The sequence below is a fragment of the Mesorhizobium sp. WSM4813 genome (assembly GCF_055811555.1).
Window position 1 is genome coordinate 70865 of the sequence record NZ_JBVVQU010000027.1, and the last position, 18272, is coordinate 89136.

At 61.9% G+C, this 18272-nt stretch carries 13 protein-coding genes; 8 read left to right on the plus strand and 5 right to left on the minus strand.

What is annotated here, in order from left to right; genetic code table 11:
- Positions 1-263: 263 nt before the first annotated feature.
- A complete protein-coding gene (gene katG / locus AC0L25_RS17460) occupies positions 264-2459 on the minus strand; it encodes a catalase/peroxidase HPI (RefSeq protein WP_473596646.1) in 2196 nt (731 codons plus the stop codon).
- A gap of 159 nt (positions 2460-2618) precedes the next feature.
- On the opposite strand from katG, the gene AC0L25_RS17465 reads away from it, so the two are divergent.
- Entirely contained in the window at positions 2619-3527 is a 909-nt protein-coding gene (locus tag AC0L25_RS17465; RefSeq protein ID WP_473596647.1) for a hydrogen peroxide-inducible genes activator, read from the plus strand.
- Between the two features lie 124 nt (positions 3528-3651).
- Here the strand turns inward: AC0L25_RS17465 and AC0L25_RS17470 are convergent, their stop codons facing one another.
- A complete protein-coding gene (locus tag AC0L25_RS17470; RefSeq protein WP_473596648.1) occupies positions 3652-4344 on the minus strand; it encodes a winged helix-turn-helix transcriptional regulator in 693 nt (230 codons plus the stop codon).
- 135 nt (positions 4345-4479) lie between these two features.
- Between AC0L25_RS17470 and AC0L25_RS17475 the strand changes: the two genes are divergently transcribed.
- The 5 genes from AC0L25_RS17475 to AC0L25_RS17495 all read left to right on the plus strand — a co-directional run bounded on the left by AC0L25_RS17475 (position 4480) and on the right by AC0L25_RS17495 (position 10164).
- Complete coding sequence (locus AC0L25_RS17475; protein ID WP_473596649.1) at positions 4480-5655, plus strand: acyl-CoA dehydrogenase family protein; 1176 nt, start codon at positions 4480-4482, stop codon at positions 5653-5655.
- A gap of 495 nt (positions 5656-6150) precedes the next feature.
- Entirely contained in the window at positions 6151-7281 is a 1131-nt protein-coding gene (locus AC0L25_RS17480; protein ID WP_473596650.1) for a TRAP transporter substrate-binding protein, read from the plus strand.
- A 70-nt stretch (positions 7282-7351) separates the two neighbouring features.
- On the plus strand, positions 7352-7999 hold the full coding sequence (locus AC0L25_RS17485) for a TRAP transporter small permease subunit (protein WP_473596651.1): 648 nt from the start codon (positions 7352-7354) through the stop codon (positions 7997-7999).
- Entirely contained in the window at positions 7996-9417 is a 1422-nt protein-coding gene (locus AC0L25_RS17490) for a TRAP transporter large permease (RefSeq protein ID WP_254027311.1), read from the plus strand. The genes AC0L25_RS17485 and AC0L25_RS17490 overlap by 4 nt, the downstream gene beginning before the upstream one ends.
- A 351-nt stretch (positions 9418-9768) precedes the next feature.
- Positions 9769-10164: a hypothetical protein gene (locus AC0L25_RS17495; RefSeq protein ID WP_473596652.1), complete on the plus strand. Its 396-nt coding sequence runs from the start codon at positions 9769-9771 to the stop codon at positions 10162-10164.
- A 386-nt stretch (positions 10165-10550) separates the two neighbouring features.
- Here AC0L25_RS17495 and AC0L25_RS17500 read toward each other — a convergent pair whose 3' ends face one another.
- Both AC0L25_RS17500 and AC0L25_RS17505 read right to left on the minus strand, forming a co-directional pair.
- On the minus strand, positions 10551-11024 hold the full coding sequence (locus AC0L25_RS17500; RefSeq protein WP_473596653.1) for a VOC family protein: 474 nt from the start codon (positions 11022-11024) through the stop codon (positions 10551-10553).
- A 352-nt stretch (positions 11025-11376) separates the two neighbouring features.
- Positions 11377-11598 carry a cysteine rich repeat-containing protein gene (locus AC0L25_RS17505; RefSeq protein WP_473596654.1) on the minus strand — a complete coding sequence of 74 codons (222 nt, stop codon included), beginning with the start codon at positions 11596-11598 and terminating at the stop codon, positions 11377-11379.
- Between the two features lie 78 nt (positions 11599-11676).
- Between AC0L25_RS17505 and AC0L25_RS17510 the strand changes: the two genes are divergently transcribed.
- Positions 11677-12843 carry an efflux RND transporter periplasmic adaptor subunit gene (locus AC0L25_RS17510; RefSeq protein ID WP_473596655.1) on the plus strand — a complete coding sequence of 389 codons (1167 nt, stop codon included), beginning with the start codon at positions 11677-11679 and terminating at the stop codon, positions 12841-12843.
- Positions 12840-15989, plus strand: a complete 3150-nt coding sequence (locus tag AC0L25_RS17515; RefSeq protein WP_473596656.1) for an efflux RND transporter permease subunit — start codon at positions 12840-12842, stop codon at positions 15987-15989. The genes AC0L25_RS17510 and AC0L25_RS17515 overlap by 4 nt, the downstream gene beginning before the upstream one ends.
- 159 nt (positions 15990-16148) lie before the next feature.
- Here the strand turns inward: AC0L25_RS17515 and AC0L25_RS17520 are convergent, their stop codons facing one another.
- Positions 16149-17921: an AMP-binding protein gene (locus AC0L25_RS17520; protein WP_473596657.1), complete on the minus strand. Its 1773-nt coding sequence runs from the start codon at positions 17919-17921 to the stop codon at positions 16149-16151.
- Between the last annotated feature and the right edge of the window lie 351 nt (positions 17922-18272).

The window sequence follows — 18272 nt, forward strand, 5'->3', positions numbered from 1 at the left end:
GGGCCCCCTTTGGCGGGGGGGGCCCAAACCCCCCCAATTTGCCTCACTCCCTCAACTCCCAGGGCCTAAAAAACCACCGGCGGGGCCCGGCCCCGCGCCTTTCTTATTGAGACTTGAGAAACTTACCGCAGGCGGGAAGCTGTCCGCTCCGGACCTTGGCGCTAGAGCTCCATCCAGATGGAATCGGGATGGGGCTCTGTCTTTTTGTTTGAGCATGATCTTTGCCGAAAACCGGATTCCACTTTTCGGGATCATGCTCTGGATCAGGCGAGTTCGAAGCGATCGGCGTTCATCACCTTGTTCCACGCCGCCACGAAGTCGTTGGTAAACTTTTCCTTAGCGTCGGCGGTTGCATAGACTTCCGCTAGGGCGCGCAGCTGGGAATGCGAACCGAAGATGAGGTCGACGCGGGTGCCGCTCCACTTGAGCTCACCTGTCGCCCGGTCGCGTCCTTCGAACACGTGCTTGGCCTCCGATGTCGACTTCCACACCGTGCCCATGTCGAGCAGGTTGACGAAGAAGTCATTCGTCAACGTCTCCGGCCGTTTGGTGAAGACGCCGTGCGTTGACTGGCCGGTATTTGCGCCGAGCACACGCAGGCCGCCGACGAGGACTGTCATCTCCGGCGCCGTCAGCGTCAGCAATTGCGCCCGGTCCACCAGCGCCTCCTCGGGCGACAAACGCTGCCTGCCGCTGAGATAGTTGCGGAAACCGTCGGCGGTCGGTTCGAGCGGGGCGAAGGAGTCGACGTCGGTCTGCTCCTGCGAGGCATCCATGCGCCCCGGCGTGAACGGGACCTTCACGTCGTTGCCGGCGTCCTTTGCGGCCTTTTCGATTGCGGCGCCGCCGCCAATGACGATCAGGTCGGCAAGCGAGACTTTCTTGTCGCCGGACTGCGAAGTATTGAACTCCTTCTGGATCGCTTCGAGTTTCTCCAGGACCTTTGCCAACTGAGCCGGCTGGTTGACGTCCCAGTCTTTCTGCGGCGCGAGGCGAATGCGCGCGCCGTTGGCGCCACCGCGCTTGTCGGAGCCACGGAAGGTCGAGGCGGACGCCCAGGCGATCGAGACCAATTGCGGCACCGAAAGGCCGGAGGCGAGGATCTTCGCCTTCAGGGCGGCTACGTCCAGTTCATCGACCAGAACATGATCGACTGCAGGGATAGGATCCTGCCACGGCAGCTCTTCCTTAGGAACGAGCGGGCCGAGATAGCGCACGATCGGGCCCATGTCGCGGTGGGTCAGTTTATACCACGCGCGGGCGAAGGCATCGGCGAACTGGTCCGGATTCTGATGGAAGCGCCGTGATATCTTTTCGTAGGCAGGATCGAACCGCAAAGCGAGGTCGGTGGTCAGCATCGATGGCGCGTGACGCTTGGCTGCATCGTGCGCATCCGGTACGGTGCCGGCGCCCGCGCCGCCCTTCGGCGTCCACTGGTGCGCGCCGGCCGGGCTCTTGGTCAGGTCCCATTCGAAGCCGAACAAATTGTCAAAGAAGTTGTTGCCCCACTTCGTCGGCGTCGTGGTCCAGGTCACTTCCAGGCCGCTGCCTATCGCGTCACCGCCTTTGCCGGTGCCAAACGCGCTCGCCCAGCCGAGGCCCTGCTCTTCGATGCCGGCGGCTTCCGGCTCCGCGCCCACCAGCGTCGCATCGCCGGCGCCGTGGGTCTTGCCGAAGGTATGTCCGCCGGCGATGAGCGCGACGGTCTCCTCGTCGTTCATGGCCATGCGCGCGAAGGTCTCGCGAATATCGCGCGCCGCGGCCAGCGGATCCGCGTTGCCATTCGGCCCTTCCGGATTGACGTAGATCAAACCCATCTGCACGGCGGCGAGAGGGTTCTGGAGGTCGCGCTCGCCGCTGTAGCGCTCGTCGGCCAGCCACTTGCCTTCGGGACCCCAGTAGATGTCCTGTTCGGGCTCCCACACGTCAGCGCGTCCGCCGGCGAAACCAAAGGTCTTGAAGCCCATCGATTCCAGGGCGACGTTGCCGGTGAGGATCATAAGGTCGGCCCAGGAGATCTTGCGGCCGTATTTCTGTTTGATCGGCCACAGCAGCCGGCGGGCCTTGTCGAGATTGACGTTGTCCGGCCAGCTGTTCAGCGGCGCGAAGCGTTGCTGGCCGGCTCCGGCACCGCCGCGGCCGTCGCCGATGCGGTAGGTGCCGGCGCTGTGCCAGGCCATGCGGATGAACAGTGGCCCGTAATGGCCAAAGTCGGCCGGCCACCATTCCTGCGAGTCCGTCATCAGAGCATGCAGGTCCTTGATCACGGCATTCAGGTCGAGGCTCCTAAATTCCTTGGCGTAGTCGAATGCCTCGCCCATCGGGTCGGATAACGGGGATTGCTGGTGGAGGACTTGGACATTCAGCTGGTTCGGCCACCAGTCACGGTTGGCTCTGGCAATGGTTGTGTGAACGACCGGGCATTTTCCTGCGCTATTGTCATCGGTCTTTGCGTCCATCGTTCTCTCCGATTTGTGGATTTTCCGGGATTTGTTTTCCGGGATTTGTTGATTTTCCGGACGGGCCTTGAGCCACGCCATTCTGGAATGGTTCCAGACTATGCCGCATTGCCGATAAAAACAAATTGCCTTTCCTGCTTGTTGCGATAGGTTTTCCTTATGATTGGTCTCACCGTCCGGCAGATGCAATATTTCGAGGCACTGGCGCAGACGCTGCATTTCGGCCGCGCCGCGAAGCTGGCTGGCGTCAGCCAGCCGGCGCTGTCGTCGCAGATCGCGGAGATGGAGCTACGGCTCAACTGCCGGCTGTTCGAGCGCGGCGGCAAATCGGTGCGGATGACCGACGAAGCACTAGCCATGCTGCCGCGCATCGAGCGCATTCTTGCCGACATCCGCGAGATCGAGACCACGGCCCGGCGCGGCCGTCCCGCCATGGAAGGACGCTTCCGGCTCGGCATCATCCCGACGGTGGCGCCCTATCTCCTGCCGCATGTGCTGCCGGAACTGAAACGGCGTTTCCCGGCCTTGCAGCTCGAGTTGCGTGAAGCGGTGACTGCGTCGCTGGTCGAGGACACCGCCCTGGGAAAGCTCGACGCCTTCATCGCGGCCCTTCCCCTCGATCAGCCCGGGCTGATCACCGAGGCGCTTTTCTCCGACCGGTTCTTCCTTGCCGTGCCGGCCGACGATCCCGCCTTCGCGTCGCCGCCGGTTCCGCCGGAAAGTCCGGCATTGGAAAGGCTGATGCTGCTGGAGGAAGGCCATTGCCTGCGTGAACAGGCGCTTGCCGTCTGCGGCAGCGTGCGGCCGGTGGCAATGGCGAGCTACGGCGCGACCAGCCTGACAACGCTGCTGCAGATGGTGGCGCACGGGCTCGGCGTCACGCTCATCCCTGAAATGGCGGCAGGACCAGCCAGTGGCATGCGCGATCTGAAGATCGTGCCATTCCAGGAACCGATGCCGCAGCGCACGATCTGCCTCGCCTGGCGGCGCAACAAGGTCCGCCATGACGAGTGTGTCGAACTGGCCAAGATCATCCGCGGGCTGGATGAGGCGGTGCTGGCGGCCTGAGGTACGTCGCACCAACCAGCGGACGCCTGCTGCTTACCGCCGATTTCGCGACAGTTTGGGTCGCAATGCCGGAATTGGCGGCTTGCAGCCGACTTTTCGAGCGAGACGGGCGCCTTCGCGCAGATTACTGCACTCGCCGCGGTTCGTGTGCGAAGGCGCTGAGACCAAGCCATTGCTGCATGGAGCGCGCGAGCGCGGGATCTCCTTCGATTTCCAATAGGCCGCTGTCGGACTCCTTTTTGATCGTCGTCAGCCCCATCCAGATAGCCGTCATCGATCGCAAAGAGCTTTTCACGAGAAGGTCGAGGTCATGTCCAGGATTAAAATTGCAGAGGTCGACCGCACCACCGTCCACCACCAGCCACCAGTTCTTTTGCGCCTCCGCGAGCTCCGGGTATAGAAACTGTATCGTCCATCGCCGATCAGGCAACAGCTTGACGTCGAGGCTTCGACGCATGTCCCACATGAGCAGCGATGGGTCGAGGTTTCGCAGCGAAAGGCGCGACTCCATCCAGCGCTGCGCCCAGTTGCCGAGCCCCATTATCAAGGGCCTCAACTCCTCGCCGGCCTCCGACAATCTATACTCAACCGCGCCGCTGACCTTCCGTGTTACGGTGATGACGCCGGCGCTTTGCAATTCCTTGAGCCGCTTCGACAGCAGCGTCGGCGACATCTTCGGCAGTCCACGCCTTAGATCGTTGAACCGTGTACTGCCACAGAGCAGCTCGCGCACAACCAGGGTCGTCCAGCGGCTACAGAGTATCTCCGACGCCATCGAAACCGGGCAGAACTGGCCGTATCCACCGCGCTGGTCCATTGCGATATCCGTCGTTGTCGATGCCCGGATACTACCAGACTGGCGCCAAACAGAAAATGCAAGCGATACAGTTCCTGAACTGGAAGCGTGAGGCTTCAGCGGCGAAGCTTCAGCCTCGCACCAATGGAGGACATCATGCCGACGAACGCTGCTTCGAAAGACCAACCCGCGCCAACAAGCGGCAACACCCCCGATTATCCCACCAGTATCGTGGAGACAGCGCAGCATGTCGCGCCGAAGCTCGCGGAGCGCGCTGCGGATATCGACCAGAACGACCGCTTCGTCGGCCAGAACTACGCACTGCTGAAAGAGGCTGGCCTCGTCGAGGCGGGCGTTCCGCGCCAGCTTGGCGGCCGCGGCGCTGAGGTAGCAGAACTCGCCGAGATGCTGCGCGTGCTCGCACGCGCATGTGGCTCAACCGCGCTCGCCTTTTCCATGCACTCGCATCAGGTTGCGATCCCCGCCTGGCGTTGGCGTCATCAGAAAGTGACTGCCGTGGAGCCTCTCTTGAGGAGGGTCGCCGCCGAACGCATTGTCTTACTTTCTTCCGGCGGCTCGGATTGGATCGGCGGCTCAGGGAAAGCTGAGAAAGTCGAAGGTGGCTACCGCATCACAGCCCGGAAGGTGTTTACCTCTGGCGCCGAAGCCGGAAGCATCCTGATGACCGGGGCGATCCATGAGGGCGAAGACGGCAGTCGGTCAGTCATTCATTTTGGCGTTCCGATGAAGGCCGATGAGGTGCACATCGAGGATACCTGGCGCACACTCGGCATGCGCGGCACGGCGTCGAACGACGTGGTGATCAAGAACCTGTTCATCCCCGACGCAAATGTCGCATTCTCGCGCAAGGCAGGCGAATGGCATCCGGTCTTCCAGACAATCGCGACGATCGCCTTCCCGTTGATCTATGCCGTTTATCTCGGTGTTGCGGAGAGCGCCCGTGACATCGCGGTCGAGATTGCGAGGAGCAAACCGGAACCCGATCTCTCCCTTGCCGGCCGCATGGAAACCGAACTGCGTGCCGCGCAGGTTGCGCACCGCTGGATGCTCGACATTGCCGCACGCAACGCGCCCTCCACCGACAGCGTGAACGAGGTCATGATCGGACGATCGCTCGTCGCGCGGCATGCGATCATGGCGGTAGAACTCGCGATGGAACTGGCAGGTGGTGCTTCGTTCTACCGAAAGACCGGGTTGGAGCGCTGCTTCCGCGACGTACAGGGCGCTCGCTTCCATCCGCTTCAGGCTGGACCTCAAGCACGTTACGCCGGCGCTATGGCGCTTGGGCTGCCCACAACCGCGATTTTTTGATCCAAGTTGGAGGCTGAAAACTCGGCTTGGTCACCATGATTGTTGTCCGCTCTCGGCGCAAACGCGAACAATTCCCGAACCGTACCCAGACAACAACACGGCCACGAAACGTCCGACGGGGGAGTGCCACCCCGTCAGACCGTCTTCGCCGTCACCAGCCGCAGTTCCTCGACCACTGCCTCGCATCAGGAATTTCTGAGGCTTGCCGGTCACCGTCATCGGCGCGAGCCTATGCCTCCATAACTGGGTCCTTCCGCGGACGGCCAACTCTGGGGTCGTTACGACCGCCTTGGCATGCTGCGCAGCAGTCCTACATTCGTTATTGGAGGATATGCGCCGACCACTAAAAAGTCGTCGGACGCGGAAGTATATTGGCACTTGTGCCAGGCCGAATGTCCGATGCCCGATGTCACCGGCAGCAAATTTGGTTGCGCAAAGGGCGGCTTCGCATATTCTGGTTGCGGCAGAGGAGCTTACAATAAAGGGAGGAATAAAATGTCCGACAAGAAAATCTCGCGTCGCGGGTTCCTGGAAAAGTCCACCGCCATCACGGCCGGCGCAGCTGCAGCGACGACGCTCGCAACCCCAGCCGTACTGGCGCAGGCGCCGGTGACCATCAAGATGCAGACCTCGTGGCCTGCGTCGGACATCTGGATGGATTTCGCGCGGCTATACATAGAGCGCGTCGAAAAGATGTCGGGCGGCCGGCTGAAGTTCGAGCTCCTGCCCGCGGGTGCGGTCGTCGGCGCGTTCCAGGTGCTGGATGGCGTCAATGACGGCGTCATCGACGCCGCGCATACCGTTCCCGTCTACTGGTACGGCAAGCACAAGGCCGCGTCGCTTTTCGGAACTGGCCCTGTGTTTGGCGGCAGCGCCACCACAATGCTCGCCTGGTTCCACCAGGGCGGCGGCAAGGATCTCTACCGCGAGCTGACGCAGGACATCATGGGTCTCAACGTGGTCGGCTTCTATGGCTTCCCGATGCCGGCGCAGCCGTTCGGCTGGTTCAAGAATCCTGTCACGAAAACCGCTGAACTGCAGGGATTCAAGTATCGGACGGTGGGTCTTGCCGCTGATCTCATGCAGAACCTCGGCCTCAGCGTGGCGCAGCTGCCCGGCGGTGAAATCGTGCCGGCCATGGAGCGCGGGGTTATCGACGCCTTCGAATTCAACAATCCGTCATCCGACCTTCGCTTCGGTTCGCAGGACGTCGCCAAGAACTACATCTTGTCGTCCTATCATCAGGCGAGTGAGTCGTTCGAATTCCTGTTCAACAAGGACGTATTCGACGACCTCGACGACGATTTGAAGGCCATTCTCGAATATGGCGTGGAGGCGGCCAGCACCGCGACCACCGCAGTCGCCCTCGACAACTATTCGGCCGACCTGCAGAAACTGCAGACCGAGCACGGTGTCACCGTGCACCGCACCTCCAAGGAGATTCTCGATGCACAACTCCAGGCTTGGGACAAGATCATCCCGACGCTGGAGGCGGATGAGTTCATGAAGCGGGTGCTCGATAGCCAGCGCCAATGGGTCGAACGCGTTGTCTACTACGAGCTCATGAATTCAGCCGACCTGACACTGGCATACGAACATTACTTCCCCGGCAAGCTTAAGCTCTAATTCGCGCCTCCGCTTCGGCAAATCCGGCGGTCTTGCGGACCGCTGGATTGTATCTGACGGAACCCAGTAGATGCTCCGTTACATTGCGTTCGCCGATGAACTTTCGGCATGGTTTGGAAAGGTGTTCGCCTGGAGCGTCGTCGTCATGACGCTCGGCGTGAGCTATGAAGTCGTCGTGCGATACCTGTTCAGCGCGCCGACTGCGTGGGCATTCGACCTCAGCTACATGCTCTACGGCACCATGTTCATGATGGCCGGCGCTTACACCTTGTCGCGAGACGGGCATGTGCGCGGCGATTTCATCTACCGTCTGTGGAGGCCGCGCGTGCAAGCGGCGGTCGAACTTGTCCTCTACTTCATTTTCTTCTTCCCGGGCGTCACGGCGCTGATTCTGGCCGGCTGGAAGTATGCCGCACGCAGCTTCCGCTATCTCGAAGTAAGCTCGAACAGCCCGGCCGGGATTCCGATCTTCCAGTTCAAGGCCGTCATCGTGGCGGCAGGCATCCTGCTCTTCGTGCAGGGGATTGCTCAGGTGTTCCGCTGCGTCGTCTGTCTACGAACCGGAACATGGCCGCGCGCAGCTGAAGACGTGGAAGAGACCGAGAAGGTGCTGATGGAAGCCAAGACGCTCGATGTTCTGCATCACGGTTCGGAAGCAGTCGACCTCCCATTCCTCCACCCCAACAATCAACCAGACCGCGACGGAGAAGACAGATGAGCGATCCTCAGGTCGCCGTCGCGATGCTGCTCATTCTGGTTCTGGCGATCTTCCTTGGCTTCCCGGTTGCGTTCACTTTGATGGCGCTTGGGGTCGCCTTTGGCTACTACGCTTATTTAAATCCGGGACGGATGTGGCGCGCCTACGAACGGGCGGTTGAGGATGGCGCCGACGGCTGGACGCTTACGGAGCATTGGATCGGCGGCTTCTTCAACAACCGCATTTTCGATCTGTTTGTGAATCAGACCTATTCTGTGATCTCGAACGACGTGCTGACCGCCATCCCGCTGTTCCTGTTCATGGGCTACATAGTCGAGCGGTCCAATATCATCGAACGCCTTTTCGGCACCCTCTATATCGCCACCCGGCGCGTTCCCGGCTCCATGGCCGTCGCCGCCCTCATCACCTGCACCCTTTTCGCCACGGCCACAGGCATCGTCGGCGCGGTCGTCACACTCATGGGGCTGCTGGCGTTTCCCGCCATGCTGAAGGCGCGGTACGACATCAGCTATGCCTCGGGAGTGATCTGCGCGGGCGGAACCCTCGGCATCCTCATTCCGCCGTCCATTCTGCTCATCGTCTATGGCGCGACGGCGGGTGTTTCGGTGGTTCGCATGTATGCGGCAGCCCTGCTTCCAGGACTGCTGCTTGCCGGCCTCTATCTGATCTATGTGGTGGCGAAGGCGGTGCTGCAGCCGCAGGTGGCGCCGAAGCCGACCCGAGACGAGGTGGGGCACTATTCGGCCCTGCAAATCAGCTGGATGCTGCTGACTTCCTTCGTCCCCCTGGCGGTCCTGATCCTCGCGGTGCTCGGCGCTATTCTCTTCGGCCTCGCCACGCCTTCCGAGGCTGCCGCCATCGGCGCGCTCGGCGGCGTCGTGCTGGCCGCCGCCTACCGAGCCCTGACGTGGCAACGCCTGAAGGAGTCTGTCTATTTGACGGCGCGCACGACCGCGATGGTGTGCTGGCTGTTCGTCGGCTCCGCGACGTTCGCCTCGGTCTTTGCCTATCTGGGAGGCCAGCAATTGATCAGCGATTTCGTCACCGGCCTCGACATGTCGCCGCTGATGTTTCTGATCGTCGCCCAGATCATCATCTTCATCCTGGGCTGGCCGCTGGAATGGACGGAGATTATCGTGATCTTCGTTCCGATCTTCCTGCCGCTGTTGGCGCATTTCGAGATCGATCCGCTGTTTTTCGGCGTTCTCGTCGCGGTCAATCTTCAGACGGCCTTTCTGTCGCCGCCCATGGCGATGTCGGCCTACTACCTCAAGGGCATTTCGCCGCCGCATGTTCAGCTTTCGGATATTTTCCGCGGAATGATGCCCTATATGCTGATCGTTATCCTGTGCATGGTCATCATCTACATCTTCCCGCAGATCGTGTACGGGCTGCCTAACCTGATCTATGGGGGCTGAGACGGGATGCCGCGGCGAGTGGAGGAGAACAGATGAATTTGAGCCGATTCCTGGCTGTCTTGGCGTTTGTTGTTTTTCTGACGTTTTTCGGCGTCGTAATCCGGTTCGTCCCGCATCCCGATCTAGGCGTTGCGATCGGCATCGGCGTCCTCCTTGCGGGCTACGATCTTTGGAGCCAACTGAGGTCTAGTGCGAGGTAATAGCCGGATTGGGGCGGTCGCGGGGAACCTGCATGGTTGCAGCGTCGATGTGGCAAAGGGACGAACCGTCCGCTCGGCCTGAGAACCATCAATTTCAATCAAATCCTCGTGAATTGCACCGAATGCCCGGATCCGCCGACGCGTTCCGGGCATGGGGAGCAGTTTTATGGCTTACCGTGATTACATCCATACGCCAGTGACGCCGCGCGACATCCGATGGGGACTTCAGCAGGGTGCCGTTGCGGGCATTGTCGCAGGCCTCGTCTTTGCGGCGTTCGAAATGACGGTGAGTGCGTTTATGATGGGGGCGGAAGCGTTCTTCATGCCCCTGCGGATGATCGGCGCCATCGCGCTTGGACCGGAAGCTCTCGATCCCAGCTACCCGCTCCTGACGGCCGGCATCGCTGGCGTGGCCGTGCATTTGATCCTGGCCATCGCCTATGGGATCGTGTTCGGAGAGATTGCCGAATGCTGCGAGGGCGAGCAGCCTTCATCGGTCTCGGCAGCGTCTTTGGCCTCGCCTTGTGGCTCGTCAATTTCTATGTGATCGCGCCGATCGCATTCCCCTGGTTCCTGCAAGCAAGCCCGGTCGTGCAGTTCATTGCCCACACATTCTTCTTCGGTACCGTCCTCGGCTGGTACCTGTGGAAGTCGCACGAGAGAAGCGGGCTCGAAGGACCGGCGGTTTAGCCTTGCCAGCACCGACCTGGCATAGTCGGCTCGAAGCGGAAAGACAGCGGTGATCACCGGCGCTTCTGCTCGGGCGCGCTGTTGCGCTGCCCCTCGCTGAGTGTGCGAAGGCCGCTTTGATCGCCCGCGACAAGCCCGCCCTGAGCCAGCTGACCGTGGAATCGAAGGCAAGGGCGGACGGCCGCACTGGGTGGCGAGCTGACACGCTCTGGCAGCAATTTGGCTGCAAGACCCGATGGAGCGTCAACCGCGCCGCGCCACCTCGATCGCGGCGACGTCGATTTTTACCATAGTCATCATGGCATCAAACGCGCGCTTTGCCTCGTCGCCGCCAGCCGCCATCGCGTCAGTCAGTACGCGCGGAATGATTTGCCAGGAAATCCCCCACTTGTCTTTGCACCAGCCGCACACGCTCTCCTGGCCGCCATTGCCGACGATGGCATTCCAATAGCGGTCGGTCTCCTCCTGATCGTCGGTGGCGATCTGGAACGAGAAGGCTTCGTTGTGCTTGAACTCGGGACCCCCGTTGAGGCCGATACAAGGAAGGCCCGCAACTGTGAATTCGACCGTCAACACATCGCCCTCTTTGCCGGCTGGGTAGTCGCTGGGTGCACGGTGCACGGCACTCACCACGCTGTCAGGAAAGATCTCGGAATAAAAGCGGGCGGCAGCCTCGGCGTCCTTATCGTACCAGAGGCAAATCGTGTTCTTTGCCATTGCGTGTTCCTTTCGCTTTGAAGCCGAGATTTCGGCCTTGTTTCCCCATCCGCTCTCTTCCGAAATAGGTAGCCAACCGCTTTTCTCCACCCCGGACGCGTCCGCCTCGCCGCGGCGAACGCAAAGGGCAGCTTACTCTAACGTCGCTGTCGCTTTGGCGTGGGTTCCGGAACGATAAGCGAAGGTCCACTCCTGAAATGCGTCGGGAATGTTCGGAGCGTCCGCAAGGCGGACCAACATTGCGACGCCTAACCAAACGACAGGGCCACGATCCGGCGCCCGCGGACCTCGCCCACCGGCGCTCCAGTCCGACACGTCATGTTCACCTGCGGCTCGGAAAGGCACAGTTGCGCTATCCAGGCGTGTTCGCCTTGACGACCTTTTGACATTCGGGCGTCAGCTCACTCATGTGATCGGCCAGGCATTTGATGATGTGGCCGCCGCCCGGCAACACGCCCTCGCAGAACTTCTGGTAATCTGCCTGGCAGGCCTCACGCTCGGCCGCCGTCTGCGCCAACGCCACGGTGGTTGCCATCTGAGTTGCCAAGAAAAGCATGCTCAACGCAATCCGCATGACAAACTCCCCTCAAACATGTAGATTAGCTTACTTTTATATAATGCGATATACACCGGGAAGTATATAGAGGGGGAAATGCTTTTACTATCGGGTAGAATCGCGCAGGCGGCAGGTTTGTTCGCCGCGACACTAGTATTGTCCGCTTGTAGGGAGGAAAACACATACGTACCGCCCCCTCCGCCCAAGGTCGACGTGGCGCTTCCATTGAAGCAGAGCGTGACCCCCTATCTCGAGGCTACCGGCAGTGCCGCGGCGGTGAACACGACGCCCCTGGTTGCGCGCGTCTCGGGCTTCATCCAGGAAATCGATTACAAGGATGGCGACGAGGTCAAGGCCGGCGCCCGGCTGTTCCTGATCGAGCCCGACTCCTACCAGCTGGCGCTCGAACAATCCGAGGCCGGGCAGGGTTCATCCGATGCCGCCGCCAAGCAGTCCGGTGCTGACCTAAAGCGGCAGCAGGAACTGCTGTCCCAGAAAATCATCTCGCAATCGACCGCCGACCAGGCCGCCGCGGCAGCAGACGTCGACATCGCCAAGCAGAAGCAGAGCGCGGTTGACGTCAAGCAGGCTCAACTCAATCTGAGCTACACCGAGGTCAAGGCGCCGTTCGCGGGCACCGTCACATCCCGCCAGGTATCGATGGGGCAGCTTGTCGGCGCCGGCGGCGCCACCACGCTGGCGACCATCGTTCAGCTCGCGCCCATCTACGTCAATTTCAACATCTCGGAACAGGATGTGCTGCGCATTCGCGCCGCCATGGCAAAGCGCGGAATGACCGCGCAGGACCTCAAGAAAATACCGGTCGAGGTCGGCCTGCAAAGCGAGACGGGCTATCCCCATGCGGGAATGCTGGACTATGCCGCGCCAGAAGTTACGGCCGCCACCGGCACACTGGCGGTCCGCGCCGTGCTGCCCAATGAAGACCGGGCGCTGCTGCCGGGCTATTTCGTGCGCGTGCGCGTGCCACTGGGCGAAGAGCCGGACATGCTGCTCATTCCCGACCGGGCGATCGGCAGCGACCAGAAGGGCCGCTACATGCTCGTCGCCGGAAAGGATGATGTCGTCGAGCAGCGGCCGGTTGAGATCGGTCAACTGGTCGGAACGTTGCGTGTCATCACCAAAGGTGTCGCGCCGGATGACCGTGTCCTTGTCTCCGGCCTGTCGACGGCCGTCCCTGGCCAGAAGATCGAACCGCAAGAGAAGAAACTGGAAGCGGCCGCCACGGACGGCGCGGCGCAATGATCTCCAAGTTCTTCATCGAGCGGCCTGTCCTGGCCAACGCAATCGCCATCCTTATGGTCGTGATCGGCATCATCTCGCTGTTTGCCCTGCCGGTGGCGCAGTATCCCGACGTGGTGCCGCCTACCGTTTCGGTGACGACGCGCTATCCGGGAGCGAGCGCGCGTGCGGTGATCGACACGGTGGCGTTGCCGATCGAGCAGCAGGTTAACGGCGTCGAGGGCATGATCTACATGCAGTCCTATGCTGCATCGGATGGCACCTATAACCTGACCGTCACCTTCGCGATTGGCACCGATCTCGATCAGGCGCAAGTGCGTGTGCAGAACCGTGTGTCCTCTGCGCTTGCGGGGCTACCGCAAGCGGTCCAGGTGCAAGGCGTCACCGTTCAGAAGAAGTCGACCTCGATCCTCGAAATCGTCACGCTGACTTCGCCTGATAGGCAATATGACAGCCTTTATCTCGCCAATTACGCGACCATCCAGCTGAAGGATGAGCTCTCCCGGATACCGGGGGTCGGCAATGTCAATGTGTTCGGCGCCGGCCAGTATTCCATGCGCGTCTGGCTCGATCCCGAGAAGATGCAGGCGCGCGGCCTTACCACGCAGGATGTCGTCCAGGCGCTGGGGCAGCAGAGCGAACAGGTCACCGCGGGCCAGATGGGCGCGCCGCCGGCGCCCGACGGCCAATCCTTCCAATACACGGTCGAGGTGTCCAGCCGCCTTGACGATCCCGATCAGTTCGGCGCCGTGATCGTCAAGACCGGCGCCAATGGCGACATGACGCGCGTGCGCGACATCGGCCGGGTCGAGCTCGGCGCCCAGACCTATGGGCAGTTCTTCAATCTCGATGGCCAGCCGGCTGCGGGCATGGCCGTTTTCCTGTCGCCGGGCGCCAATGCGCTCGATGTGGCCGGCAAGGTCGAGGCCAGGATGAAGGAACTGTCACGCGAGTTTCCGCAAGACCTGGCATACTCGATCCCCTTCAACACCACGATTTTCGTCAGCCAGGCGATCCACGAGGTCTACAAGACGCTGATCGAAGCTGCCGTCCTGGTGCTCATCGTCATCCTGCTTTTCCTGCAGGACTGGCGGGCGATGCTGGTGCCGGCAACGACCGTTCCGGTGACGATCATCGGGGCGTTCGCGGCAATGGCCGCGCTCGGCTTCTCGGTCAATCTGTCGACTCTGTTCGCCATCGTGCTTGCCATCGGCATCGTCGTCGACGACGCCATCGTCGTGGTCGAGGGAGCCGCTCACAACATGGAGCGCGGCATGTCGGGCCACGACGCGGCGATTGCCGCCATGAACGCGCTGTTGGGACCGATCATCGGCATCACCTTGGTGCTGATGGCGGTGTTCCTGCCGGCTGCGTTCCTGCCCGGGCTCACGGGGCAAATGTACGCGCAATTCGCACTTGTGATTGCGGCAACTGCCATAATCAGCGCCATCAACGCGGCAACGCTCAAGCCGACCCAGTGTGCGACCTGGCTGAGGCGCCCGGTGCCGCCGGACCAGCGCAATGTCTTCTTCCGCGGCTTCAACACGATCTACCAGCGTATGGAGAACCGCTATGCCGGCTTGATCGGCTCCATGGTGCGTCACAGCACGGTGATGGCCATCATTGCGCTGCTGATCATCGGTGCGGCGGGCTATGGCATATCGCGCGTGGCCACCGGCTTCATTCCGATCGAGGATCAGGGCTACATGCTCGCCGCGGTTCAACTGCCCGATGGCGCCGCACTTGGCCGTACACAGGAGACGCTGCAACAGGTTTCGAAGCTCGCCAAGGCCACCCCAGGCGTCGATCAGGTCGTGACGATCGCCGGTATCTCGGCACTCGACAACAATTCGACACTGGCGAATGCCGGCGTCGCCTACATCATCCTCAAGGACTGGAGCTTGCGCGGCAAGGGCGAGGATCTTGCCTCGCTCTACGCAACGCTCAACAGGAATCTGTCCGACATGGGTGACGGAACTGTACTGGTGCTGCCGCCACCGCCGATCCAGGGCATCGGCAACGCTGCCGGCTTCACCATGCAGGTCGAGCTGCGTGACGGCAGCTTCGACCTTGCCAAGCTGCAAGGCGCGGTCGCGGCGGTGACCAGGGCTGCTCAGACGCAGTCAGGTATCCAGCGCGTATCGGCGCCGTTCCGGGCAAACGTCCCGCAATACACGGTCGAGATCGACCGCGAGAAGGTGCAAACCCTGGGCCTGACCGCGGACCAGGTCTTCCAGACGCTCGCCGGTTATCTAGGCTCGACTTATGTCAGTCAGTTCAACAAGTTCGGGCGGGTGTTCCAGATCTATGTGCAGGGCGATGCGCAATTTCGCCTCACACCCGAGAATATCGCCCGCCTGAGCGTGCGCAACCAGAGCGGCGACATGATCCCGCTCGGAACGCTGCTGACGGTCACACCGAGCGTCGGCCCGTCGCTGATCAGTCTCTACAACCTTTATCCCTCGGCATCGATCATCGGTGTGCAGGCGCAAGGTTTCTCGTCGGGCGACGCGATCAAGCTGATGGAGGAGGTCGCGGCCGAAACATTGCCGCCCGGCACCGGCTACGACTGGACGGCGCTGTCCTTTCAGGAAAAGCTCGTCGGTAGCCAGATCTATCTGGTGTTCGGCCTGGCGCTGCTCTTGGTCTATCTGGTGCTGGCAGGCCAATATGAGAGCTGGCTGGCCCCGATCTCGATCTTGCTGGCCGCGCCGCTGGCGCTGGTGGGTCCGGTCCTGGTCCTCAACGGGCTCGGCATCGACAATAATCTCTACGTGCAGATCGGCCTGATCCTGCTGATCGCGCTGTCCGCCAAGAACGCGATCCTGATCGTCGAGGTCGCGCGCGAGCTACGCGCCGCCGGCAGACCGATCGTCGAAGCGGCGATCGAGGCGGCGCGAGCGCGCTTCCGCCCCATCCTGATGACGTCCTTCGCCTTTATCCTTGGTGTCGCGCCGCTGGTGTTGGCGACGGGCGCCGGGGCCAGCGCGCGTAAGTCGATCGGCATCACGGTCTTTTCCGGGATGATTGCCTCGACCTGCCTCGCCGTGCTCTTCGTGCCTTCCTTCTTCGTCATCCTGCAACGGTTTGAGGAATGGCGCGCCGCGCGCAAGACGAAGCGGGAGGTCACGTCCACGCTTCCCGGCTAGCAGTACGATCTTATCGCGGTCTGTCACTGGTGCTGGCTCGGGTCCGTCGTCGCAGATCTCAGCGGGGAGGCCGCGTTCGACCGGGTCATTGTCGTCCGGCATTGAGACAACGCCTCTGTTCTTCAAACGCGTAAGTACGAACGGAAGCCCGTTGCCCGCTCAGGCGGTCTTCGGCGTCACCAGCCCCAGTTCCTCGACCATCGCTTCGCGCATGAGAAACTTCTGCGGCTTGCCGGTCACCGTCATCGGTAATTCGGTGAGGAAGCGGATGTGGCGCGGGATCTTATAGTGGGCAATCTGGCCGGCGCAGAAGGCCTTGATCTCCTGCTCGGTGGCGATCTGGCCCGGCTTGAGCACGATCCAAGCACAAAGCTCCTCGCCGTATTTCGGGTCGGGAATGCCGAAAACCTGCGCTTCCCTGACCTTGGGGTGGCGATAGAGGAATTCCTCGACCTCGCGCGGATAGACATTCTCGCCGCCGCGGATGACCATATCCTTGACCCTGCCGACGATGTTGCAGTAACCCTCGGCGTCGATGGTGGCGAGGTCGCCGGTGTGCATCCACCCGTCGGCGTCGATCGCCTCGCGGGTTTTTTCCTCGTCGTCCCAATAGCCCTTCATCACCGAATAGCCGCGGGTGCAGAGCTCGCCCGGCGCGCCGACCGCAACGGTTGCGCCATCGGCATCGATCGCCTTGACCTCGACATGGGGGTGGACGCGCCCGACCGTCGAGACGCGCTTTTCCAGCGGATCGTCGACGCTGCTCTGGAACGACACCGGGCTGGTCTCGGTCATGCCATAGGCGATGGTCACCTCTGCCATGTGCATCAGCGACACCACCTTCTTCATCACCTCGATCGGGCACGGCGAGCCGGCCATGATGCCGGTACGCAGGCTGGTGAGATCGAAGGTGTCAAAATCCGGATGGTCGAGCATGCCGACGAACATGGTCGGCACGCCGTAGAGGCCGGTGCAGCGCTCGCCCGCCACCGCCTTCAGCGTGGCGCCGGCATCAAAGCCCTCGCCGGGGAAGACCATGGTCGCGCCCTTGGTGACGCAGCCGATCGTGCCCATCGACATGCCGAAGCAGTGATAGAGCGGCACCGGGATGCACAGCCGGTCGTCGACGGTGAGCCTGATCGCCGAGGTGACGAAATTGCCGTTGTTGACGATGTTGTTGTGGGTCAGCGTCGCGCCCTTTGGTGCGCCTGTTGTGCCAGAGGTGAACTGGATGTTGATGGCGTCGCCGGGCTTCAGCCCCTCGGAGATACGATCGAGGCTGTCATGCTCGTCGCGCCCGGCCATCGCCAGCACGTCGCCGAAATTGAACATGCCGGGCGAATTCTCCTCGCCCATGCGGATGACGATTTTTAGCGCCGGCAATTTTCTCGCCTCAAGTTTGCCCGGCGTTGCAGTCGCGATCTCCGGCGCCAGCGTCTCGATCATGCCGAGATAGTCGGAGTTCTTGAATTTGACGGCCGTGACCAGCGCACGGCAGCCAACCTTGTTCAGCGCATAATCCAGCTCTGTCAGGCGGTAGGCCGGGTTGATGTTGACCAGGATCAGGCCGATGCGCGCGGTGGCGAATTGCGTCACCAGCCATTCCCAGCGGTTGGGCGACCAGATGCCGACGCGGTCGCCTTTTGCCAGGCCAAGCGCCAGGAAGCCTGCGGCCAAGGCATCCACCGTGTCTGAAAGTTCGCTCCAGGTGAAGCGCTTGTCCTGGTCGACGAAGACGGCGGCATCGAGCGTGCCGTATTTGCTGACGGTGTCCGAAAGCAGCGCCGGGATGGCCTGCTGCAGCAGCGGAACGGTGCGCTCGCCCGACACATGCGCCCGGCCGTCGACCGGCGCGATAAACGTGGCGCCATTGCGCGGGCGGCGGCCGCGCAGGTTGGTGGCATTCTTCAACTCGTCGAGATTGATCGGCATCGCCGTCTCCTCCGCAGACGAGGCCGAGTCTATCAGCCTGCCGGGGTGGTGGAAATCCCGTTGATGGTACCGGAGCGCGGCGATCCTCCCCCTTGAGGGGAGGGTGGACAGCCGCCGAATGGACGTGCGGGGTCGTTGCGGCAGTGCTCGACGTGAGACGACCCCACCCGCCTCGCTCCGCGAGGCACCCTCCCCTCAAGGGCAGGGCTATCGCATTTGAGTCATGAGCTGGAAGAGATAAGCATCGTTCCAGCCTGCACGCATCATTTTGCCACGCATGGTGTCCTTTTTGCTGTCGGCTCGAAAGGTATTGAGGCAGAAGCGCCGAAGCAGAGCGAGGTTTTCGGGGCC